Origin of the sequence: Halorubrum sp. Atlit-28R (assembly GCF_003665955.1) — an archaeon.
GTDB classification, from domain to species: Archaea; Halobacteriota; Halobacteria; order Halobacteriales; family Haloferacaceae; genus Halorubrum; species Halorubrum tropicale.
Genome location: NZ_QPLS01000003.1, coordinates 290,192 through 308,541, shown reverse-complemented (window position 1 = coordinate 308,541; position 18,350 = coordinate 290,192). Strand labels below are relative to the sequence as shown.

General features: G+C 69.7%; 26 protein-coding genes and 1 tRNA gene. 14 read left to right on the top strand and 13 right to left on the bottom strand.

The window, feature by feature from the left end; translation table 11 throughout:
• Nucleotides 1-142: 142 nt before the first annotated feature.
• Nucleotides 143-922, bottom strand: a complete 780-nt coding sequence (locus DVK06_RS07255) for an HAD-IIA family hydrolase (protein ID WP_121599815.1) — start codon at nucleotides 920-922, stop codon at nucleotides 143-145.
• A gap of 150 nt (nucleotides 923-1,072) precedes the next feature.
• Between DVK06_RS07255 and DVK06_RS07250 the strand changes: the two genes are divergently transcribed.
• The 5 genes from DVK06_RS07250 to DVK06_RS07230 all read left to right on the top strand — a co-directional run bounded on the left by DVK06_RS07250 (nucleotide 1,073) and on the right by DVK06_RS07230 (nucleotide 4,169).
• On the top strand, nucleotides 1,073-1,846 hold the full coding sequence (locus DVK06_RS07250) for a GTP cyclohydrolase III (protein ID WP_053770863.1): 774 nt from the start codon (nucleotides 1,073-1,075) through the stop codon (nucleotides 1,844-1,846).
• Nucleotides 1,847-1,944: 98 nt separating this feature from the next.
• Nucleotides 1,945-2,184: a hypothetical protein gene (locus tag DVK06_RS07245; RefSeq protein WP_053770864.1), complete on the top strand. Its 240-nt coding sequence runs from the start codon at nucleotides 1,945-1,947 to the stop codon at nucleotides 2,182-2,184.
• Nucleotides 2,185-2,340: 156 nt separating this feature from the next.
• Nucleotides 2,341-3,252, top strand: a complete 912-nt coding sequence (locus DVK06_RS07240; protein WP_053770865.1) for a 1,4-dihydroxy-2-naphthoyl-CoA synthase — start codon at nucleotides 2,341-2,343, stop codon at nucleotides 3,250-3,252.
• Nucleotides 3,253-3,342: 90 nt separating this feature from the next.
• Complete coding sequence (locus DVK06_RS07235; protein ID WP_053770866.1) at nucleotides 3,343-3,786, top strand: CBS domain-containing protein; 444 nt, start codon at nucleotides 3,343-3,345, stop codon at nucleotides 3,784-3,786.
• Between the two features lie 164 nt (nucleotides 3,787-3,950).
• A complete protein-coding gene (locus DVK06_RS07230) occupies nucleotides 3,951-4,169 on the top strand; it encodes a hypothetical protein (protein WP_121599814.1) in 219 nt (72 codons plus the stop codon).
• 255 nt (nucleotides 4,170-4,424) lie between these two features.
• Here DVK06_RS07230 and DVK06_RS18205 read toward each other — a convergent pair whose 3' ends face one another.
• From DVK06_RS18205 to DVK06_RS07205, 5 genes are all read right to left on the bottom strand, one after another.
• Complete coding sequence (locus tag DVK06_RS18205) at nucleotides 4,425-4,892, bottom strand: hypothetical protein (RefSeq protein WP_147438054.1); 468 nt, start codon at nucleotides 4,890-4,892, stop codon at nucleotides 4,425-4,427.
• 421 nt (nucleotides 4,893-5,313) lie between these two features.
• Nucleotides 5,314-5,398, bottom strand: a tRNA-Leu gene (locus DVK06_RS07220).
• A gap of 45 nt (nucleotides 5,399-5,443) precedes the next feature.
• Nucleotides 5,444-5,800, bottom strand: a complete 357-nt coding sequence (locus DVK06_RS07215) for a ferredoxin (protein WP_121599812.1) — start codon at nucleotides 5,798-5,800, stop codon at nucleotides 5,444-5,446.
• A 79-nt stretch (nucleotides 5,801-5,879) separates the two neighbouring features.
• Nucleotides 5,880-6,119, bottom strand: coding sequence for a hypothetical protein (locus DVK06_RS07210; RefSeq protein ID WP_121599811.1), 240 nt, complete (start codon nucleotides 6,117-6,119; stop codon nucleotides 5,880-5,882).
• Between the two features lie 19 nt (nucleotides 6,120-6,138).
• The gene (locus DVK06_RS07205; protein WP_121599810.1) at nucleotides 6,139-6,597 is read right to left on the bottom strand and encodes a DUF5796 family protein; all 459 of its coding nucleotides are present in this window, start codon (nucleotides 6,595-6,597) and stop codon (nucleotides 6,139-6,141) included.
• Between the two features lie 158 nt (nucleotides 6,598-6,755).
• On the opposite strand from DVK06_RS07205, the gene DVK06_RS07200 reads away from it, so the two are divergent.
• From DVK06_RS07200 to DVK06_RS07180, 5 genes are all read left to right on the top strand, one after another.
• Complete coding sequence (locus DVK06_RS07200; protein ID WP_121599809.1) at nucleotides 6,756-8,114, top strand: hypothetical protein; 1,359 nt, start codon at nucleotides 6,756-6,758, stop codon at nucleotides 8,112-8,114.
• Nucleotides 8,111-8,572 (top strand): hypothetical protein, encoded by a 462-nt coding sequence (locus tag DVK06_RS07195; protein WP_121599808.1) that lies wholly within the window; start codon nucleotides 8,111-8,113, stop codon nucleotides 8,570-8,572. The genes DVK06_RS07200 and DVK06_RS07195 overlap by 4 nt, the downstream gene beginning before the upstream one ends.
• Complete coding sequence (locus tag DVK06_RS07190) at nucleotides 8,569-9,198, top strand: hypothetical protein (protein ID WP_121599807.1); 630 nt, start codon at nucleotides 8,569-8,571, stop codon at nucleotides 9,196-9,198. Before DVK06_RS07195 ends, DVK06_RS07190 begins: the two co-directional genes overlap by 4 nt.
• Nucleotides 9,199-9,295: 97 nt before the next feature.
• A complete protein-coding gene (locus tag DVK06_RS07185) occupies nucleotides 9,296-10,189 on the top strand; it encodes a shikimate kinase (RefSeq protein ID WP_053770875.1) in 894 nt (297 codons plus the stop codon).
• A gap of 22 nt (nucleotides 10,190-10,211) precedes the next feature.
• Nucleotides 10,212-10,505 (top strand): chorismate mutase, encoded by a 294-nt coding sequence (locus tag DVK06_RS07180; RefSeq protein ID WP_004596730.1) that lies wholly within the window; start codon nucleotides 10,212-10,214, stop codon nucleotides 10,503-10,505.
• Between the two features lies 1 nt (nucleotide 10,506).
• Here the strand turns inward: DVK06_RS07180 and DVK06_RS07175 are convergent, their stop codons facing one another.
• From DVK06_RS07175 to DVK06_RS07155, 5 genes are all read right to left on the bottom strand, one after another.
• Nucleotides 10,507-10,860 (bottom strand): type II toxin-antitoxin system PemK/MazF family toxin, encoded by a 354-nt coding sequence (locus tag DVK06_RS07175; RefSeq protein ID WP_121599806.1) that lies wholly within the window; start codon nucleotides 10,858-10,860, stop codon nucleotides 10,507-10,509.
• Nucleotides 10,853-11,089 carry a hypothetical protein gene (locus DVK06_RS07170; RefSeq protein WP_008006521.1) on the bottom strand — a complete coding sequence of 79 codons (237 nt, stop codon included), beginning with the start codon at nucleotides 11,087-11,089 and terminating at the stop codon, nucleotides 10,853-10,855. The genes DVK06_RS07175 and DVK06_RS07170 overlap by 8 nt, the downstream gene beginning before the upstream one ends.
• Nucleotides 11,090-11,251: 162 nt before the next feature.
• Nucleotides 11,252-11,599, bottom strand: coding sequence for an isoprenylcysteine carboxylmethyltransferase family protein (locus DVK06_RS07165; protein WP_121599805.1), 348 nt, complete (start codon nucleotides 11,597-11,599; stop codon nucleotides 11,252-11,254).
• 78 nt (nucleotides 11,600-11,677) lie between these two features.
• The gene (locus DVK06_RS07160; RefSeq protein WP_053770881.1) at nucleotides 11,678-12,070 is read right to left on the bottom strand and encodes a CopG family ribbon-helix-helix protein; all 393 of its coding nucleotides are present in this window, start codon (nucleotides 12,068-12,070) and stop codon (nucleotides 11,678-11,680) included.
• A 50-nt stretch (nucleotides 12,071-12,120) separates the two neighbouring features.
• A complete protein-coding gene (locus DVK06_RS07155; protein ID WP_121599804.1) occupies nucleotides 12,121-13,281 on the bottom strand; it encodes an acyl-CoA dehydrogenase family protein in 1,161 nt (386 codons plus the stop codon).
• Between the two features lie 200 nt (nucleotides 13,282-13,481).
• Here DVK06_RS07155 and DVK06_RS07150 point away from each other — a divergent pair, with 200 nt between their 5' ends.
• Genes DVK06_RS07150 through DVK06_RS07140 form a run of 3 tightly spaced genes read left to right on the top strand, consistent with a single transcriptional unit; the run spans nucleotide 13,482 to nucleotide 15,457 of the window.
• On the top strand, nucleotides 13,482-14,270 hold the full coding sequence (locus tag DVK06_RS07150; protein WP_121599803.1) for an SDR family oxidoreductase: 789 nt from the start codon (nucleotides 13,482-13,484) through the stop codon (nucleotides 14,268-14,270).
• Nucleotides 14,267-14,614, top strand: coding sequence for a cupin domain-containing protein (locus tag DVK06_RS07145; RefSeq protein ID WP_121599802.1), 348 nt, complete (start codon nucleotides 14,267-14,269; stop codon nucleotides 14,612-14,614). Before DVK06_RS07150 ends, DVK06_RS07145 begins: the two co-directional genes overlap by 4 nt.
• Nucleotides 14,615-14,635: 21 nt before the next feature.
• Complete coding sequence (locus DVK06_RS07140) at nucleotides 14,636-15,457, top strand: fumarylacetoacetate hydrolase family protein (RefSeq protein WP_121599801.1); 822 nt, start codon at nucleotides 14,636-14,638, stop codon at nucleotides 15,455-15,457.
• A gap of 274 nt (nucleotides 15,458-15,731) precedes the next feature.
• On the opposite strand, the gene DVK06_RS07135 is transcribed toward DVK06_RS07140, so the two are convergent.
• Together DVK06_RS07135 and DVK06_RS07130 are read right to left on the bottom strand one after the other, a co-directional pair.
• Complete coding sequence (locus DVK06_RS07135; RefSeq protein ID WP_121599800.1) at nucleotides 15,732-16,637, bottom strand: heavy-metal-associated domain-containing protein; 906 nt, start codon at nucleotides 16,635-16,637, stop codon at nucleotides 15,732-15,734.
• Nucleotides 16,638-16,719: 82 nt separating this feature from the next.
• A complete protein-coding gene (locus DVK06_RS07130; RefSeq protein ID WP_121599799.1) occupies nucleotides 16,720-17,589 on the bottom strand; it encodes a CheF family chemotaxis protein in 870 nt (289 codons plus the stop codon).
• A gap of 232 nt (nucleotides 17,590-17,821) precedes the next feature.
• Between DVK06_RS07130 and fer the strand changes: the two genes are divergently transcribed.
• On the top strand, nucleotides 17,822-18,211 hold the full coding sequence (fer, locus tag DVK06_RS07125; RefSeq protein ID WP_049931604.1) for a ferredoxin Fer: 390 nt from the start codon (nucleotides 17,822-17,824) through the stop codon (nucleotides 18,209-18,211).
• Nucleotides 18,212-18,350: the final 139 nt, after the last annotated feature.

Sequence of the window (18,350 nt, the reverse complement as noted above, 5' to 3'; positions counted from 1 at the left end):
CGGACGGACTCCTCGGGGTCCTCCTCGTCGTCGGCGGTCCGGTCCTCGTGTGAGTCAACCACTCTCATATGCGAGCGGTACGCTCGCCGGAACATAACTGTTTCCCACGCGGTGAACGTTATCGCCCTCCGCGACGCGGCGCTTAGCCGAGTACGCGGTCGATCTCTCCGAGGTGGTCGATCACGTGGTCCGGGTCGATGTCCGAGGCCGCGAGGGCGGCCTCGTCGGTGACGCCCGACCGGACGAGGACGGACGTCATCCCGGCGCGCTCGCCGAGCGCGATGTCCGTGTCGAGCCGGTCGCCGACGACGAGACACTCTTCGGGCGGATACGGGAGTCGCTCGCGGACCATCTCGATGGCGGTGTCGGAGGGCTTGCCGAGGACGGCGTCGGGCTCGCGCCCCGCGACGCCCGCTATCGCGTTGATCACGGCCCCGGAGCCGGGCACGTCGCGCTCGGGCGCCGGGATAACCACGTCGGGGTCGGTGCCGATGAACGGGATGTCACGCTCCAAGGCCCACAGCGCGGTACAGAGGTCGTCGTAGTCGAACTCGCGGTCGATGGAGGCGACCAGGGCGTCGGCGGCCTCGACCGAGTCGGTCGTCGAGAGGCCGGCGGCCGCGAACTGGTCGAGCAGCCCCGACTCGCCGATACAGAGGAGGTCGTCGTCGGCGTGGCGCTCTCGGAGGTACCGCGTGGTCACGCTGCCGGCGGTGAACACCCGGTCGGCGCCCACGTCGTACCCCGCCGCGCCGAGGCGGTCGACGTACGCCGGGGGCGCCTTCGTCGGGTTGTTCGAGACGAACAGCGTCTCGACCCCCGCCTCCCGGAGCCGGCGGTACCCCGTCGGGGCGCCCGGGATCGGATCGTCGCCGCGCACGACCGTGCCGTCGACGTCGACGACGGCGCCGCTGAATTCCATGTCCGGAGTGGGAGCGCCACGGCCGTAGGGGTTGCGCCCGGATCAGCGGAGCCTCCCAGCCACCCGCCGCAGAGATCACGAACTCGGTACCGGTCCCACCTTCGGGATAACGGAAGGGTAAAGCGGCCGCGTTCCATATCGGTGGTCACTGTGACGACGACCCAGGTGACCCTCGTCCAGATCGACAACTACGGGCCGTGGACGACGACGCCGGAGCCGCGCCGGGAGATGGACCTCCAGACGCTCCAGTCGCGGCTCTACGCCGACGTCGCCCAGTTCCTCGGCCACCGCGACGCCTACGTCTTCTTCACCCGCTTCGACAACATGATCGCGGTGACGAACGGCGTCGACGGCGCGGCCCACGCGACCCTCCAGGAGTCGATCGGCAACCGCTACCCGGTCACCGTGAGCCTCGGGACCGCCGTCGCCGAGCGCCCGGTCGACGCGCTCGAGGCGGCGAACCGGCGGCTCCAGACCGCGGGCAGCGCCCAGGACGAGAGCCGGACCGAGGTGCTCGCCGGCGAGTACCTCTCGGAGACGAACCGGTCGGACCTCCAGGTCGCGCACTTCGACGTGATCAACGCGACCGGCAAGTACACCGACCGGCTCAACGAGTTCGACACGTTCATCAACATCGAACGGGCGTACGGCTCGCTGATGCGCCACCTCCGCGAGGCGCACGGCGCGCTCTCCTTCTTCGTCGGCGGCGACAACGTCGTCGCGGTCTGCCCCGACCTCCCCGAGTCGGCGTTCTCGTCGGCGGTCGCCCACGTCGAGGACGACGTCGACATCGAGCTCCAGGTCGGCGTGGGCCGGGGGGCCTCCGCTCACGAGGCCGGCTTCGCGGCCAAGCACGCCCTCGAAGACTGCCGGCACGACGGGACGAACGTCGAGCTGTTCGGCGTGCCCGCCGTCAGCGACTGACCGGCTCGCCGGTCGGTCGAGCTCGCCCCCTTCGCCGAATCAATTCTGATAATTTCGGTGCGAGGTTTTTATACACCGCTCCGATACCTCCAGATAGCATGTCAGAGGAGATAGTGTTCGTCTGTACGGCGGACGGCTGTGACGAGGGCCCGTGGGAGGGCTCGCACGACGCGATGGCGCACTGCTCCGAGCACCCGGACCACGGGTACACGGGGATGCCGCGGTCCGAGCTCGACCCGAGCCGCGAGGTGATCCCCGCGACCGCGACGCGGGAGCGCGACAACCGCAACCTCCAGCACAAAGGGCACCCGAAGGGTGCGTACGCGCAGAACGACTGACACGTCCCGACGGACGGGCCGCGGTCCCGGCGTCCGTCCCAGACCCTGGCAGCGGCTCCCCGTCGTCGACGCGGCGCGCGAGGAATCGCCTCTCTGACGGACCCTTCTCCTTCCGATTCGGCGCCGTTTATGAGCGCCCCGGACGTACGGGCTCGCATGGTCTCGGAGATATTCGATCCCGACGCGTGGGAGCCCGTCACCGACGAGTTCGACGACATCACCTACCACCGCGCCGTCGACGTCCCCGCGGTCCGGATCGCCTTCGACCGCCCCGCGGTCCGCAACGCCTTCCGGCCCGGGACGGTCGACGAGCTATACGCCGCGCTCGACCACGCCCGCAAGCAGGCCGACGTGGGCACCGTCCTCCTCACCGGGAACGGCCCCTCCGAGAAGGACGGCGGCTGGGCGTTCTGTTCCGGCGGCGACCAGTCCGTCCGGGGCGGCTCCGGCTACGAGTACCGCGACGACGACGAGGCGGGCGACGACGACGACGACCTCGTCCGGGAGGCGCGCGCGGGCCGGCTCCACATCCTCGAAGTCCAGCGGCTGATCCGATTCATGCCGAAGCCCGTGGTCGCGGTCGTCCCCGGCTGGGCGGTCGGCGGGGGCCACTCGCTGCACGTCGTCTGCGACATGACCCTCGCCAGCGCGGAGCACGCGCAGTTCCTCCAGACCGACCCCGACGTGGGGTCGTTCGACGGCGGGTTCGGCTCCGCGTACCTCGCGAAGCAGATCGGGCAAAAGAAGGCCCGAGAGGTGTTCTTCCGGGGCAAGACCTACTCCGCCGAGGAGGCCGCGGACATGGGGATGGTCAACGAGGTCGTCCCGCACGAGGAGCTGGAGGACGTGGCCGTAGAGTGGGCCGACGAGATGACCCGGAAGTCGCCGACCGCGATGCGGATGCTGAAGTACGCGTTCAACATGGCCGACGACGGCATGGTCGGCCAGCAGGTGTTCGCGGGCGAGGCGACGCGGCTCGCCTATATGACCGAAGAGGCGCAGGAGGGCCGCGACGCCTTCCTGGAGGGCCGCGAGCCGCAGTTCCGCGACTACCCCTGGCACTACTGACGAATGGACAGAGACGCGGCCGCTCGCGCGATGACCCTCGGGGCGGCCGCCCCAGTCACCTACAAGTACCCCGCCGCGGTACCGCTACCCATGCTGGTCGAGGAAGTGATGACGACAGACCTCGTGACCTGTGACGTCGGCGCCACGGTCCGGGACGCCACGGAGTCGATGCTCCGCAACCGGATCGGCAGCGTCGTCGTCACGGACGGCGGGACGCCCGCCGGGATCCTCACCGAAAGCGACGTCCTCCACGCCGGGTACGTCACCGACGACCCCCTGTCTTCGATCCCGGTTCGGGAGGCCGCGAGCGCCCCGCTCGTCACCGTTCGGCCGAGCGCGACCCTCCGGAGCGCGACCGAGCGCATGCGCTCGGAGGGCGTCAAGAAGCTCGTCGTCGTCGACGGCGTGACGCCCGAGGGGATCGTCACCACGCAGGACATCGTCGACAACTACGCCGGGATCCGCCGGGAGGTCCGCGACCTCGCGACGGACGCGACCGGGTGGTCGGAGCGGTCCGACCGGCTCCGCGACTGAGGACCGCCGGTTAGGTGCCCTCAGTCGTCGTCGCCGACGATCCCCTCCGCGACCGCCATGTCCTCGACCGCGTCGCTCTGGTGTACCCGTTCATGTTCTGCTGTTAGCTCGCCGCCCCGGCCGCCGTCGGTGCGCTTTTTCCGCCGCCGCCGGTATCCGGACCTATGTACGCGGCCCTCTGCCGACTCGGAATCGGTGCGTACCTGCTGTGGCTCCTGTTGACCGTCCTGCTAATTCTCGGGCGGTACACCCCGGTGCCGTCGTTTCAGGTCGTTCACCTCGGCGTCGTCGTCGGCGCCGCCGTCCTGACGTTGATCGGCGCCGCCCGACTGCTTCGGAAGGGGTACGGCCGCGCGACGCGACTGCTCAACGAGCGGTCGTGAGTCGGCGTCGCGCTCTCGCCGCAGGAATGCGTGGGACGGGATTCGAACCTCACTCACTCCGCTCGCTGCGCTCGCTCCGTTCCCTGATTAGCTCTGTTGAAATCCTTAAGAATTGATAGGATCGGTGTGCGAGATCCAGAGGATAACCTCAGCGAGCGATCCAATAGCTTCTCAGAGAACTGCCGATTCGAACGCACATATGAAGCACCGACGTGTGAGAGAAACTATAGTTAGGGGGGTCGGTTCCTGCTTCTGTCAGCAGGCGTCTTGTGTATCCACGTCGATCGAGAGTTCACCCATAATATCGATTTCGACCAAAATACTCAGACAGTCCGCGTTGGTCTGTAACTGAGTAGATGTTACCTGCTTCTCACCAGTTTCGTCATCCGGCTCAACACGAGCGTGGAGCGCATAATTCCCGGGTGACTGAACAGGGTTTTCCCACGAGTGTATGTCAATTTCCTCGTCCCCGTCCTCGTCTCGGTCGGCCATTGGTCGCGTTGGATGTGTTTCCCAGAATACGACCTCGTTATCGGTTACATCCTCAATAACGACATCGAATACGGCAGGGCTGTCGCCGAGGTTCTTGACCCACACCTCCGTAATAGAGATTGGGCTCGATTTCCGGGTGAACTCCGAGACAGACGAACACCCAGAAAGCGGGATCGAGAGGGCGGCTCCGGCGGCCATCAGTAGCCTCCGGCGTGACTCTGTGGAGGGCACGGTTGTATGTTCTTCTCGATTTAATATGAATACTGGGTCAGAACAAGCCTGCCCGACCATCGCCATCAAGGGGAGAGAGGGTGGGCCGAATCCAGTTCCACGTGAGACGGGGGAGACGCTCTGTTTTGGGCAACGGCTGTATCAACTACTCGATTGCTATCAGCAATGCCGTGACCGATACGCGCCCTGTATTTAGCATGGCTCCAAGAACATATCCCCTGCTAAGGATTTCAACAAAGCCCCCTGATCCGAATACCCTCTCGTCCGATTGCTGCTGCTCGCGGGTTGCTCGCAGCAGCAATGCGGGGGAAGGGATTCGAACCACGTTCGCTCGCCGCGACGCGGCTCGCTCACTTCTCGCTCCCTAGTTCGAATCCCTTCTGCTCCTAGTGCTGTCGCTCACGTATTGTTCGCGACAGCATGCGGGGGAAGGGATTCGAACCCTCGAACCTCTACAGGAGCGGATCTTAAGTCCGCCGCTTTTGGCCAGGCTCAGCCACCCCCGCGCGGGTCCCGCTATCCGCGGCGAGGTGAAACCCCTTTCGGAAGTCCTACCACTCGACCGACAGCGTCCCGTCGCCGTGCGGGTCCGGCGCGATCTCCTCGTCGGTGCGGCGGTCGACGACGTGGATCACGCCCGCGTCCTTCTTCGCGGGACACGCCTCGGCCGCGCGGACGTTCTCTTCGAGGTCCTCCTCGCCGATGTAGTACGCCTCGGGCTTCGCCATCCCGCTCACCACGTCCATGACCCAGTTGTCCGCGACCTCGGCGCACTTGCCCGCCCCGAAACACTTGTTCGCCTCGAAGACGATCTTGTACGGCTTCTCGTCGATCGGCGGTCCCTCGCCGCCGATGTCGCTGGCGCGGAGCACCTCGTCGCCGCCGTCGGTCTCGGCCTCGTCGCTCATGTCGCTCCCTCGGCGGTCGCGGGCCTTTCGTCTGTCGGTCGTTCCCGCTCGCTCGGCACGGTCCGGGCGGTCGCGTCGGTCACTCCTCGACGTGGTCCGCGAGCAGCCGCTCGGCGTGCTCGGCCGAGTCGGCGAGTTCCCACCGGACCTTCGCGGCGTCGCCGTACGCCAGCGCCTCCTTCAGCTCGTCGCGGAGGACGCCGGTGCCGAACCCGACCGTGTCGCCGTCGGCGTCGCCGAGCTCGTACAGCGCGTAGCGGCTCGGCGCGCTCCCGACGGTCGAGCGGTCGAGGTCGCGCCAGGGCTTCGCGAGGCTCACGGCGTCGCCCCCGCTCCCGTCATCGGTGCGCGTCGAGGCCGTCCTCTGGGGCTTCGACGATCTCGTAGCTCCCCTCGGTCCAGCCGTCCTCGACGAAGACGAACACGCGCCCGCCGGCGATCTCGGGGTCGGCGACGACCTCGTTGCGCTGCCCCTCGCGACCGACGATCACGCCGGGGAACACCTCGTCGCGCTCGCCGTCCTCGACGATGACGCGGCCGACGCCGGACTCCTCCAATATCTCGTCGTCGGTCTTGTAGTCGTTGACGTACGTCATCACGCCCTCCGTCTCCGTGGGGTCGGTGACGAGGACGTGGGTCTCCTTGCCGGGGCCGGCGGTCACCGACCCCTCGGCGGACCTGGGGACGCCCCGGTAGAGGGTCGTTCGGCCGTCGAGGTACTCGACGACGACGCCCTCCTCGCGGAGGTCGACGCCGATCGAGGTCGGCGGCACGTCGCTGCGTGATGGCGCGGACATACGCGACGCTCGGAGTGCCGGCCTCAAAAGGGACGCGCTCGGGCCTCGCGCCGACGCGCGCCCGTCGACGAACCGCCCCGAACGCCGCGCGGTGGGGCGGCCTCAGCCGCGAGAATCGGCGTACCACATTTAAGTTCCTGCCGCGGGGAGTGCGTGGCATGCAACGGACGCGACGGGCGCTTCTCGGGGTCGGCGTCGCCCTCGCCGGGACCGCCGGGTGTCTCGGCGTCGAGGGCGTCCAGTACCCCGACGCCGCCGCGGGCGACGGGGGCGACCCCGACGGCGACCCGCCCGAAGACGGCCCTCCCGACGACCCGCCCGAGCAGACCGACGGCGGCCCGCCGGACGCCAACGCCGCGCTGGCGACGGCGACGCGCGCGGTCGTCGACGACGCGGTGTGGTTCGCGACCGAGTACCCGGCGGCGGTCGCGACCTACCGCGACGCGATAGCCGACGCGGTCGCGACGGTCCGCTCGGTCCGCGCGACCGTCGACGAGGAGGCGGCGATCGCGACCGAACAGGTCGACGCGGTCGCGGCCGCGGGCGAGACCGCCGCCGACCGCGCGGCCGCGGCGCTCGAACCCCACTTCTCGCCCGGCCCGCGGATCCGCGCCCGCGTCGACCGCCACGTCGCGGTCCTGCGGGAGTTCGCCCCGCGCAACGACGTCGACCGCGCGCTGGAGGAGCTCGACCGCATGCGCCGCGACCTCGCGAGCGTCGGGACCGCCATCTACGTCGAGGAGGAGTTCTCTCGGGACCCGATCTACAACCGGCTGTTCCGCCGACTGCTGGCGCCGCTCCCGCCCGAGGACCCCGAGCGCGGCCGCGTCACGGGCGGCACGCTCGTCGAGCTCGCCGTCGCGAGCCGCGACTTCTCGACGTACGCGCACCGACCCTACGACCGCGACGGGGTCGACCGCGACCGGATCCCGCGCATCTACGGCGACGCGTTCGACTCCGAGCGGCAGCGGGAGCTCCGCGCTCGTCTCGGCCCGATCCCCCAGCCGGAGGACCGCGTCGAGGAGCTGTTCGTCGCGTACGCGCGGCGGCCGCCGCTGGGGACCCGCCGCCAGGAGGCGTTCGAAGGCTGGCCCCGCGAACTCGACGGCGTCCCGGTCCACGTCCAGCGCTACCCGGACGCCGAGACCGCCGAGGCGCGGCTCTCGACGGCCCTCGACGAGGGGGCGACAGAGGGCCGCGCGCCGGTCGATCCCGAGGCGACGCTCGCCGGGTCCGACTTCAGCGGGAACGCGTCCGCGGACGGAAACGCCACTGAGGGCGGAAACGCCTCCGACGCGGACGGCGAGACCGACGACGGCCCGACGGCCTGGCACCGCTTCTACCACCGCGAGGCGGAGGGCGAGCGGTACGGCTTCGACGAGCACGCCGGCGTCCAGTACGGCTACCTCGTCCGGGCGGGCGAGTTCCTGCTCGCGACCGGCTTCTCGGGCGACGCGTGGGAGGAGCGGACCGGGTGGCACGGTCGCCTGCGGCACGGGTGGGTGACCGGCGCGTGAACGCGAAACAGATCGGTCTCGTCGCCGCCGTGTTCGGCCTGGTCGGCGTCGGCGTCGGCATCGTCGGCGCGGCCGCGACGGGCTGGGCGGAGGCGGCGCTCGCGACCGCCGCGACCGGCGAGACGGCGCGGTTCGGCCCCGTGTTCGTCGCGCAGTCCTACCTCGCCGCGACCGCGACCGTCCTCGTCTCCGCCGTCCCGCTGGCCGGCGTCCTCGGCGTCCTCGTCGGCTCGCGCGCCCGCGGCGTCGGCTCCGCGGCGACGACCTGCGGGCTCGGGACGGGCCTCGGCGCGCTGGCGTACGGGCTGATCGCGGTCACGGTGATCGTGGTCTCGCAGGGCGACGCCGCCGCGCAGGCGCACGGCCTCGTCGACGCCGTCGTCCCGACGCTCGCGACCGCGTTCGTCGCCGGCGCCGTCGGCGCGTCGACCGGCGTCCTCGGGACGGTGATGCGATGACCGCCGACCGAAGTCGGCCCGGCTCCGGCGACGACGGCCGGCCGGACAGACCGATCCGACGCGCGTCGCGGCGAGGCGTCCTCGCGGTCGGCGCCGCCGGACTCCTGGCCGGCTGCCTCGTCACGTCGGAGGAGGAGGGCTCGGACGCCAGGCAGACGGGCGACGGTGCGAACGGGAGCGACGCAGACGGCGACGGGGACGAAAGCGGGTCCGGCGGCGACGCTGGAAGCGACGGGGACGCGTCCGAAGACGCGTCGACCCCGGACGAGGTCGGTCCCGACGGCTCCGGGCTCGTCGTGACCGACGCGACCGTCCGCGAGGTGACGGAAGGCGGCGGGTGGACCAGAGTTCGGGCCCGCCTGACCGTCCGGAACGCCGGCCGGTTCGAGTACGGGACCGTCGAGTTCCGCGCCGACGCGTACGCCGTCAGACCGGGCACGGACGAGCGCGAGGCGGTCGGCTTCGGCTACGTCACGCGCCGCTTCTCCCCGGACGACCGGTTCGGGGAGGGCCGCTCGCGGTCGTTCGACGTGACGATCCGCTTCGAGAGCGACGAGACGCCGGTCCGTCCCGAGCGCGACCGGTACGCCGTCGACGCGGCGGTGCGGCGCGCGGAGCCGCTCTGACGCGACCCCGATCGTGGCCGCTGTTTCCGGTCCGCTCTCGGCAGAGAGACTCGCCGTGATCGCTACCTCTTTGTCCGCGGTCGCGAGCCGTGAACCCATGGAGGGACAGGCGGCGGCGCTCGGCGCCGGGACCGTGTTGAACGCGCTCGCGACCGGCACGGGCGCGGCGTTCGGCCTCGACGTCGAGACGCGCGCGACGGTCGAGCTGGACCCCGCGGCCGACGGCGTGGAAGGCGAGATAGCCGAGGACGCCGCCGCCGACACCGACCTGATCGAGCGCTGCGTCGCGCTCGCGACCGACCGCTGGGGCGACGGCGAGGGCGGCCGCGTCCGGACCGACAGCGACGTGCCGCTGGCGGCGGGTCTAAAGAGCTCCAGCGCGGCCGCCAACGCGGCCGTCCTCGCGACCTGCGACGCGCTCGGGCTCGCGGTCGGCGACGATCCGGACGACCCCGCGGTCGACGTCACCCGCCTCGCGGCCTGCCGGCTCGGCGTGCGCGCGGCCCGCGAGGCCGGCGTCACGGTCACGGGCGCGTTCGACGACGCGACCGCGTCGATGCTCGGCGGCGTCACCGTCACCGACAACGGCGCCGACGAGCTGCGCCGTCGCGAGGCGGTCGACTGGGACGCCCTCGTCTGGACCCCGCCCGAGCGGGCCTACTCGGCCGACGCCGACGTGGCGCGCTGCGAGGCCGTCGCGCCGATGGCGGACCTCGTCGCCGACCTCGCGCTCGACGGCCGGTACGGCGAGGCGATGACGGTGAACGGGCTGGCGTTCTCGGCCGCGCTCGGCTTCGACGCCGACCCCGCGGTCGAGGCGATGCCCCACGCGACCGCGGTGTCGCTGTCGGGGACCGGCCCGAGCGTCGTCGCCGTCGCGGCCCCCGACGACCCCGAGACCGACCTCGACGCGGTCGCCGACGCCTGGGGCGACCGCCCCGGAACGCTGCGACGATCGGCGACCAGAAACGACGGCGCGGCCGTCGAGTGACCACACCACTACCCCACTACCAATGAGCGACACACCCAACGCGGAGGACCGGAGCCTCGACGAACTGCGACACGAGATCGAGGATATCGACCGCGAGATAGTCGAGCTGATCGCCCGCCGGACGTACGTCGCCGACACCGTGGCGGCCGTGAAGGAGGAGCGCGACCTGCCGACGACCGACGAGGGGCAGGAGGAGCGGGTGATGGAGCGCGCCGGCGAGAACGCCGAGCGCTTCGACGTGGACGCCAACCTGGTGAAGGCCATCTTCCGGCTACTGATCGAGTTGAACAAAGTTGAGCAAAGAGAGAGTCGGTAGCTCAGTCGAGGCCGAAACTCAGCTGTAACGCCTCGTCGACTTCAGCCATCGTAGGTCCGTCGAGTGAACCGACGACCGAGTGAACCCGTTCCGGAACCGAGACGGTTCGAAGCTGGTCGAGCCGGACTGACGAATTCTTTTCGAGCGGTGACCCGTCCGCCTCGACGAACACCTCGAACGGATACTCGCGGTAGGTCCCCGTGACGGGCGCGACAATGGTCGTACTGGAGTTCCGGTTTCCGATATCGTTTTGAACGACCACGGCCGGGCGCGTCTTCTTCATCTCGTGTCCCTCGGCGGGGTCGAGTCGAACGATTACCACGTCGCCCCGTCGCACGTCCGTGCCGTCACTCATCGAGGCGTTCCCACGCTTCGTCGGACGTTTCGCTCCACTCCTCGGCGAGCGCCTCCGCGCTCTCGGAGGCCTCCCGATAGGCGGCTGCCAGCTCGTCGTCGTCCGGTCGGTCTGACTCGACCTCGACGACGGCGACGGTGACGCGCTTGTTCGCGTACTCGGTGCCGAGATAGACTCGGCCCCGGTCGTCCGTCTCGTTCGTTTTGAGGTCTGTTGCGTCGACTTTCATCGACGAATGGTACGGACCCACCGCTGATATGTGTTGCCCACTATTACCCACGAATTTCCCCGTAGCGGGTATAGGTGTATTATCGATTTCAGCTACCTGAGCGAGGCGGAGCGGGGGGGGGGGAATCGGGAAGCGGCTCGGCGTGTCGGACCGGTGCCGAGGTTAGTCGTCGCCGAGCGCGCGCGTGAACGTCCTGACGCCGACGAATCGGGGCACGCGCTCGCAGTAGGCGTCGTAGGCGTCGCCGTAGGTGCCGCGGAGCCAGGCTTCCTCGGCGAGCACCTGGAGCACGGTGACGACGGCGAATTCGACGGTCAACACACCGACGAGCGGGGAGTTCGCGAGGACGGCGTACGTCGCGAACAGAAGGACGTAGCCGACGTTCTGGGGGTTGCGGGTGTACCGATAGAGGCCGTCGGTCCGGAGCTCGTCTTTGCGCCCTTCGGTCGCCTCCTCCCCGAGGTCGACGGCGGACCTGCCGAGAGCCCCGAACGCGACGAGTACGGGCATCGAGTCTGATTGACGAACCGACAGGTATCAAACCCACGGTCCGGCCGGTTCCGCGCTGGAGGTCCGGAAACTCCGAAGTCAATCGCCGTCCCGGATCATCATCACCTTCACGCGGCGAACGGCGTCGAAGTCGCGCAGCCGGTACGTCAGTTCCCGGACGCGGGCGGCGTCGCCGCGGCAGAACAGGGACTCGAGACACCACTCTCCTTGGTGCGTGTGACTCGTGTTGAGGATGACGTCTTGGTACTCGTGTTGGACGCCGTGGAGCTCCCGGATCACCTCGTGGTGACGGTAGTCGAAGCCGAGGAGCGCGACGACCTCGCCCGCCGTGTCTTCGAGCCGCGCGTGCGACTCGACGTACTCCCGCATCGCCTCCCGGACCGCCCGCGACCGGTTCTCGATCCCTTCGTCCCGCCACGTCCGGTCGAACTCCTCGATCAACCCCTCGGGGACGTTGAAACTCGTTCGCATCACCTCGTCGTCGGACCGGCGAGCAAAAGAGGGTCGGTATGTCGGTCCGCTTACTGATACGCCTGCATCCCGGTGAGGTCCTCGCCGAGGATCAGGGTGTGGATGTCGTGGGTGCCCTCGTAGGTGTACACCGTCTCCATGTTCGCCATGTGGCGCATCGGCGAGTAGTCGGCTGTGATCCCGTTGCCGCCGAGCATCTCCCGGGCGATCCGCGACTGGTCGCGGGCCATCCGAACGTTGTTGCGCTTGGCCATCGAGACGTGCTGCGGCCGCATCTCGCCGGCCTCCTTGAGGTCAGCGAGCCGGTGAGCGAGCAGCTGGGCGAGCGTGATCTGCGTCGCCATCTCCGCGAGCTTCTCCTGTTGCATCTGGAAGCCGCCGATCGGCTTCCCGAACTGCTCGCGGTCGGTGGCGTACTCGCGCGCGACCTCGAAGCAGTCCCGCGCGGCGCCGACCGCGCCCCACGCGATGCCATAGCGGGCCTGCGTCAGACACGACAGCGGGCCCTTCATGCCCTCGACGCCGGGGAGGCGGTTCTCGGCCGGGACGCGGACGTTCTGGAGGCTGATCTCGCCCGTGATCGACGCCCGGAGGCTGAGCTTCTCGTCGATCTCGTTGGTCGTGACGCCGTCGCGGTCGGTCTCGACGAGGAAGCCGCGGACCGGCGTCCCCTCCTCGCCGTGGTCCTTCGCCCACACGACCGCGACGTCCGCGATCGGGGAGTTCGTGATCCACGTCTTCGAGCCATTCAGGACGTATTCGTCGCCGTCCGGCTCGGCCATCGTCTCCATCGCGGAGGGGTTCGACCCGTGCTCCGGCTCCGTGAGCCCGAAGCAGCCGACCGCGTCGCCGGTGCCGAGCCGCGGGAGCCACTCCTCCTTCTGCTCGTCGCTGCCGAAGGCGTGGATCGGGTACATCACCAGCGCCCCCTGGACGCTCGCCATTGAGCGGAGCCCGGAGTCGCACGCCTCGAGTTCGCGCATCAGCAGGCCGTACGCCGTCTCGCTGACGCCCGGCAGGCCGTATCCGTTGAGGTTCGGCGCGTAAAAGCCCATCTCGCCCATCTTCGGGATCAGCTCCGTGGGGAACGTGCCCTCGATCCAGTGGTCTCCCATGTCCGGGACCTCCCCCTCGACGAACGACCGCGCGGAGTCGACGAGCAGCCGCTCCTCCTCTGACAGCGTCGACTCCATGTCGAAGTAATCAAGCATACGATCGGTACGATTTCGCGGGTAAATAAGTATATTCTCGCCCGGCGAGCGGGCGAAGCGACGCGTCGTGAGTGTGGTTAGGTGGCCGGCGAGGATTCGGACGCCAGGGCCTCGTGCGACTCGGTTCCGGGGTCTCGAACTTACTCTCGCCGCTTGCCTGCATGAAAATGTTTTCACGCCGTACTCGGGATCGGTGAGACATGGACCTACAGATCGACGGCAACGCGGCGCTCGTCACCGCATCGTCCAGCGGGCTCGGCAAGGCATCGGCGAAGGCGCTCGCACGCGAGGGCGTCGACGTCGTCATCAACGGCCGCGACGAGGGGCGGCTGGCGGACGCGAAAGCCGAGGTCGAGGCCATCGCGACCGGCGAGGTCGTCGCCCACTCGGCGGACCTGACCGACGCCGACGAGGTCGCGGCGCTCGTAGAAGCGACCGTCGACGAGTTCGGCACGATCGACCACCTCGTGACGAGCGCCGGCGGCCCGCCCTCCGGCGCGTTCCTCGACACCGACGACGAGGACTGGCAGCACGCCTACGACCTGCTCGTGATGAGCGTCGTCCGACTGGCGCGGGAGTCGTATCCGTACCTCAAGGAGGGCGACGGCGGCACTATCGTCAACGTGACCTCCCGCAGCGTCAAGGAGGCCATCGACAGCCTCGTGCTGTCGAACTCCGTGCGGATGAGCGTCATCGGCCTGGAGAAGACGCTCTCGAAGGAGTTCGCCCCGGAGGTACGCGCGAACGCGGTCCTGCCGGGCCCCCACGAGACGAGCCGGATCCGGGACCTCGTCGAGGCCGCCGTCGAGCGCGGCGACTACGACTCCTACGAGGAGGGGCTCGACGACTGGGCGGGTAACCCGCTCGAACGCATCGGCGACCCGATGGAGCTCGGCAACACCGTCGCCTTCCTCTCGTCGCCGAAGTCGGGGTACGTCAACGGCACCGCCCTCCCGATCGACGGCGGCTCCACCGGAGCGAACCTATGAAGTCGGTGGCGTTCGACGAGGCGGAGACGTACGAGCCCGACGAGGGCTGGCGGCGCGTCTCGATGGCGGGCAGCGACCGGTTCTCCTTCGAGTGGTTCGAGAAGCCGCCGGGCCACAGCTCCCCGATGCACGACCACGAGAACGAGCAGGTCTGCCTCTGCCTGGAGGGCGAACTCACCGTCGTCTCCGAGGACGACGAGGTCACGATTCAGAAGAACGACTCGGTCCTCTTAGAGGCCAACGAGCCCCACAGGGTCGAGAACACCGGCGACGAGCGCGCGGTCGGCCTCGACGTGTTCGCGCCCGGGCGCTCGTTCGACTTCTGGACGGACCGGGAGGAGTGAGATGAACGGAGCCACCCCGCGATGAAGTACCTCGCGCGCGCGGCGACCGGCGAGCCGCTGCTCGGCGACGACGAGGGGTACGTCCCGCTCGACGCCGTCGAGCCCGACCTGAGGAGTGTCCGCGACGCGCTTCCCCGGGCGGCCGCGGGCGACCTGGGAGACCCGGCCGACGCGCCGGCGGACCCTGTCCCGGCAGCGAACGTGTCGTTCGGCGCGCCCCTGGAGTCGTTCGGGAAGCTCTGGGGGATCGGCCTGAACTACGAGGCGCACGCCGGGGACCTCGACGAGCAGCGCCCCGACGAGCCGGCGAGCTTCATGAAGCCGCGGTCGGTCTTGACGGGCCCCGGCGGCCCGATCCGGCTGCCCCCGGAGTCGCAGAGCGAGCGGGTGACCGCCGAGGCCGAACTGGCGGTCGTGATGGGGCGGACGTGTCGGAACGTCGCCGAGGGCGACGTCGACGACGTGATCGCGGGCTTCCTCCCCGTGATCGACATGACCGCCGAGGACGTGCTCCGGCGGAACCCGCGCTTCCTCACGCGGGCGAAGAGCTACGACACGTTCCTCGTCCCCGGCGCCGCGCTCGCGGTGCCCGACGGCCCGGTCGACCTCGACGGGCTCTCCGTGCGGACGGAGGTCAACGGAGAGGTGCGGGCCGAAAACGAGGTCCGGAACATGCTGTTCCCGCCGGCGGAGATCGTCTCGTTCCACTCCGACGTGATGACGCTGGAACCCGGCGACCTGTTCAGCACCGGGACGCCCGGCGCGGCGCCCATCGACCCCGGCGACGAGGTGCGGGCGGTCGTCGAATCCGTCGGGTCCGCCACCGCGCCGGTGACGCGGTAGGCCGGCGAGCGGCGGTGTTGAGATAAGGTCGAACGACGAGGCGGTCAATAGGTCGAGTGGTCTATGCTCCCGTTCGACCGCACGCCGCGATGTTGCCCTTGACCCGTCGACAGCGACTGCCTCCGCTCGTCGAACGGGCGTCCGCCTCGTCCGTGAGCCGTCCGCTCGCTCGCACGGACGGGGCGCTTCCGAGCGTGCGCGAGAAACGGGCGACCGTCGAGCAACGTCAGGGCGAGAATGTTCCGCGAGGAAAACGCCGCGAGCGCGGACCGCGTCAGCGACCGCCGTCGGTCATCGCGACCGGCTCGTCGGCCGTCGCCTCCGCCGCCGCGTCGTCACTCGACGCGGGGTCGGTCGCGGTGTCGGTGACGCCGAACTCCGTCCAGAGCGTGGCGACGACGACCGCGTACGCGACGAGGTCGTAGTGGACCGCGCCCTCGACGCCGGCGAACGCGACCAGCGTGCTGTACCCGTAGAGGGCGGCGACGCCCCCGACGAACGCGGCCTCGTTGGTGAACCGTCCGTCGCGCGCCGCGGCGACCGCGCGGCGGATCGCGGGCGCGCAGGCGACGAGGAACGCGAGCCCGGACAGCGCGCCGAGGTTGATGAAGAAGTGCGTCGTCATCGCCGAGTCGAGGATCGACTGAAGGTACTGGACAGTCACGGGGTCGTAGAACAGCCACTCCACCCGGGTCGGGTACAGCACCGCGATGTACGGCGTCGCGACCATCAGCCCGAAGAGGACCGCGACCGCCACGCGGGCCGACGCGAACTGCGCGGCCCGCCGCGCCTCGAACGCCTCGTCGCCGGGCGCGACGACGAGCCCGCACTCCGCCAACACCTCGCGGAGCGCCTCGCGCGACACCGACGGGTCGTGGTGGACGCCGACCGTCCCGTTGCGCCGGGTCGCCGAGGCGGTGCTGACGCCGTCGACGTCGCGGAGGACCGCCTCCACCAGCCCCTCGCGCCGGTCGGTGTCGATCCCCTCGACGGAGAACGTGTCGTGGTCGTGGTCCGCCGGTACGCGGGCGACCCGCGGGCCCGATACGGCGGCGTCGCCCGCGGGCGCCTCGTCCCCGGGCGGGCCGCGCTCCCCGGCCGCGTCGGGGGCGTCGATTCCGCGTTCGCGGACCACGGCGTCGAGCGGCGTCTCGCCGCCGCGGTGGTCGTCGTCTCGCATGAGAGGTACCTACGGTTACACAAGCATGAAACTTCCCCCGCGGCGGCGGCGCGTTCGGCGGTCGACGCGGCGGCGACGCGCGTCAGGCGTTCACCGATTCGAGGTAGGAGCTCACGATCATCTGCCCCTTCCGGGTGAGCGCGGCCCCGCTCTCGCCGTCGGCGACGAGGTCGGCCTCGCGGAGCGTGTCGAGGATCATCGAGGTCTGGGTGACGTCGCCCGTGACCACGTCGGCGATGTTCGCCTCGCCGCCGGCGGAGTAGATCGACACGAGGATCTCCAGTTGCTCTTCGGTCGGGTCGAACGAGTCGAGGTCCTCCATGGCCTCGGCGTACTCGATCTTGATGTACCGGCCGAGGATGTTGAGCGCCCGCTCGTTCGGGACGGTCGCGATCGACGTGACCGTCTGTCCGTCGGTGACGTGGCGGAAGACGAGCGCCGGGCGCTTCGTGCCCCCGAGGGTGCGGTCGGTCCGCTCGTAGTCGATCACGGCGGAGAGGTCGACGACGAACGGCTCCGGGCAGTCCCTGAACCGTATCTCGCCGGGCGACACCGACACCGAAGCGCGGTGGTCGCCGGCGTCGGTGACGCGCCCGCCGACCTTCGCGGGGTGCCGAACGGTGACGGCGACGTTCCGCAACAGCACCTTGAACAGGAGCCGGGTGAACCGGTCCATGTCCTCGGCCTCGCCCTCCACGAGCGCCGAGCGCCGCGACCCGTCGCGGTCGTACGCGACGGTGACGCTGTCGTTGAAGAACGAGCGCAGGTCGCCCGGGACGCTCCCGACGACGACGTCGAACACCCGCGAGAGCGGGACCGTCTCCTTCCCGTCGTCCGTCGCGAGGACCATTCGCCGCTGGCTCAACAGGACGCGACCCGTCACCGGTTCGTCGGTCCCGAAACTCGCCGCGTGGACGCGGCCGACGAAGTCGGCGACGACGGACTCCTCCATCGGTGTCACCTGAGCGCCGTACGCTATTTATTGTTACTCACCCCGTATCAGTCGTGATAACGAGATGTCACCCGAGCGCCGCGGGCCGCCGGTCGAGCGGGACGGGCCGGGGGATCGGAGCGGCGGGACTCGCCGAACAGGACCGAATTTGTTCGGTCGACGGCGCCCGGTGCCGGGGTGGTCGGCTGGGGAACAGCAAAGCCTAATGACGTGGGCACCAAACCGTCAGGTGATGCCCACAGTAGAATACCTCAACTACGAAGTGCTCGACGACCACGGCTGGTCGATGGACGACGACAACCTCTTCGAGGAGGCCGCCGACGCGGGCCTCGACGAGGAGGACTACGGCACCCTCGAAGTGAACCAGGGCGAGTACATCCTCGAATCGGCCGAGGCGCAGGGCTACGACTGGCCCTTCTCGTGCCGCGCCGGCGCCTGCGCGAACTGCGCGTCCATCGTCAAGGAGGGCGACATCGAGATGGACATGCAGCAGATCCTCTCCGACGAGGAGGTCGAGGAGAAGAACGTCCGCCTCACCTGTATCGGCAGCCCGGCCACCGACGAGGTCAAGATCGTCTACAACGCGAAACACCTCGACTACCTGCAGAACCGCGTCATCTGACCGGCTCTCTCCTGTGGTGACAGGCCGTTCTCACGCGGGGCCGCGCCGCTCGCGGTCCTCGCACCTCCCGCCGCGCCGTCAGCGACGGCGCCGCCGGTCGCGGGCGGCTCCGCCCCGGTGACCGAGCCGCCGCTCTCGC

What these genes read in the sequence shown, in the direction of transcription:
- DVK06_RS07240 (WP_053770865.1), top strand. Translation starts at nt 2,341, where the DNA reads ATGGTCTCGGAGATATTCGATCCCGACGCGTGGGAGCCCGTCACCGAC.
- DVK06_RS07140 (WP_121599801.1), top strand. Translation starts at nt 14,636, where the DNA reads ATGAAGTACCTCGCGCGCGCGGCGACCGGCGAGCCGCTGCTCGGCGAC.
- DVK06_RS07185 (WP_053770875.1), top strand. Translation starts at nt 9,296, where the DNA reads ATGGAGGGACAGGCGGCGGCGCTCGGCGCCGGGACCGTGTTGAACGCG.
- DVK06_RS07155 (WP_121599804.1), bottom strand. Translation starts at nt 13,281, where the DNA reads ATGCTTGATTACTTCGACATGGAGTCGACGCTGTCAGAGGAGGAGCGG.
- DVK06_RS07180 (WP_004596730.1), top strand. Translation starts at nt 10,212, where the DNA reads ATGAGCGACACACCCAACGCGGAGGACCGGAGCCTCGACGAACTGCGA.
- DVK06_RS07215 (WP_121599812.1), bottom strand. Translation starts at nt 5,800, where the DNA reads ATGAGCGACGAGGCCGAGACCGACGGCGGCGACGAGGTGCTCCGCGCC.
- DVK06_RS07150 (WP_121599803.1), top strand. Translation starts at nt 13,482, where the DNA reads ATGGACCTACAGATCGACGGCAACGCGGCGCTCGTCACCGCATCGTCC.
- DVK06_RS07130 (WP_121599799.1), bottom strand. Translation starts at nt 17,589, where the DNA reads ATGGAGGAGTCCGTCGTCGCCGACTTCGTCGGCCGCGTCCACGCGGCG.
- DVK06_RS07235 (WP_053770866.1), top strand. Translation starts at nt 3,343, where the DNA reads ATGCTGGTCGAGGAAGTGATGACGACAGACCTCGTGACCTGTGACGTC.
- DVK06_RS07145 (WP_121599802.1), top strand. Translation starts at nt 14,267, where the DNA reads ATGAAGTCGGTGGCGTTCGACGAGGCGGAGACGTACGAGCCCGACGAG.
- fer (WP_049931604.1), top strand. Translation starts at nt 17,822, where the DNA reads ATGCCCACAGTAGAATACCTCAACTACGAAGTGCTCGACGACCACGGC.
- DVK06_RS07190 (WP_121599807.1), top strand. Translation starts at nt 8,569, where the DNA reads ATGACCGCCGACCGAAGTCGGCCCGGCTCCGGCGACGACGGCCGGCCG.
- DVK06_RS07165 (WP_121599805.1), bottom strand. Translation starts at nt 11,599, where the DNA reads ATGCCCGTACTCGTCGCGTTCGGGGCTCTCGGCAGGTCCGCCGTCGAC.
- DVK06_RS07160 (WP_053770881.1), bottom strand. Translation starts at nt 12,070, where the DNA reads ATGCGAACGAGTTTCAACGTCCCCGAGGGGTTGATCGAGGAGTTCGAC.
- DVK06_RS07135 (WP_121599800.1), bottom strand. Translation starts at nt 16,637, where the DNA reads ATGCGAGACGACGACCACCGCGGCGGCGAGACGCCGCTCGACGCCGTG.
- DVK06_RS07170 (WP_008006521.1), bottom strand. Translation starts at nt 11,089, where the DNA reads ATGAAAGTCGACGCAACAGACCTCAAAACGAACGAGACGGACGACCGG.
- DVK06_RS07205 (WP_121599810.1), bottom strand. Translation starts at nt 6,597, where the DNA reads ATGTCCGCGCCATCACGCAGCGACGTGCCGCCGACCTCGATCGGCGTC.
- DVK06_RS07245 (WP_053770864.1), top strand. Translation starts at nt 1,945, where the DNA reads ATGTCAGAGGAGATAGTGTTCGTCTGTACGGCGGACGGCTGTGACGAG.
- DVK06_RS07255 (WP_121599815.1), bottom strand. Translation starts at nt 922, where the DNA reads ATGGAATTCAGCGGCGCCGTCGTCGACGTCGACGGCACGGTCGTGCGC.
- DVK06_RS07230 (WP_121599814.1), top strand. Translation starts at nt 3,951, where the DNA reads ATGTACGCGGCCCTCTGCCGACTCGGAATCGGTGCGTACCTGCTGTGG.
- DVK06_RS07175 (WP_121599806.1), bottom strand. Translation starts at nt 10,860, where the DNA reads ATGAGTGACGGCACGGACGTGCGACGGGGCGACGTGGTAATCGTTCGA.
- DVK06_RS07200 (WP_121599809.1), top strand. Translation starts at nt 6,756, where the DNA reads ATGCAACGGACGCGACGGGCGCTTCTCGGGGTCGGCGTCGCCCTCGCC.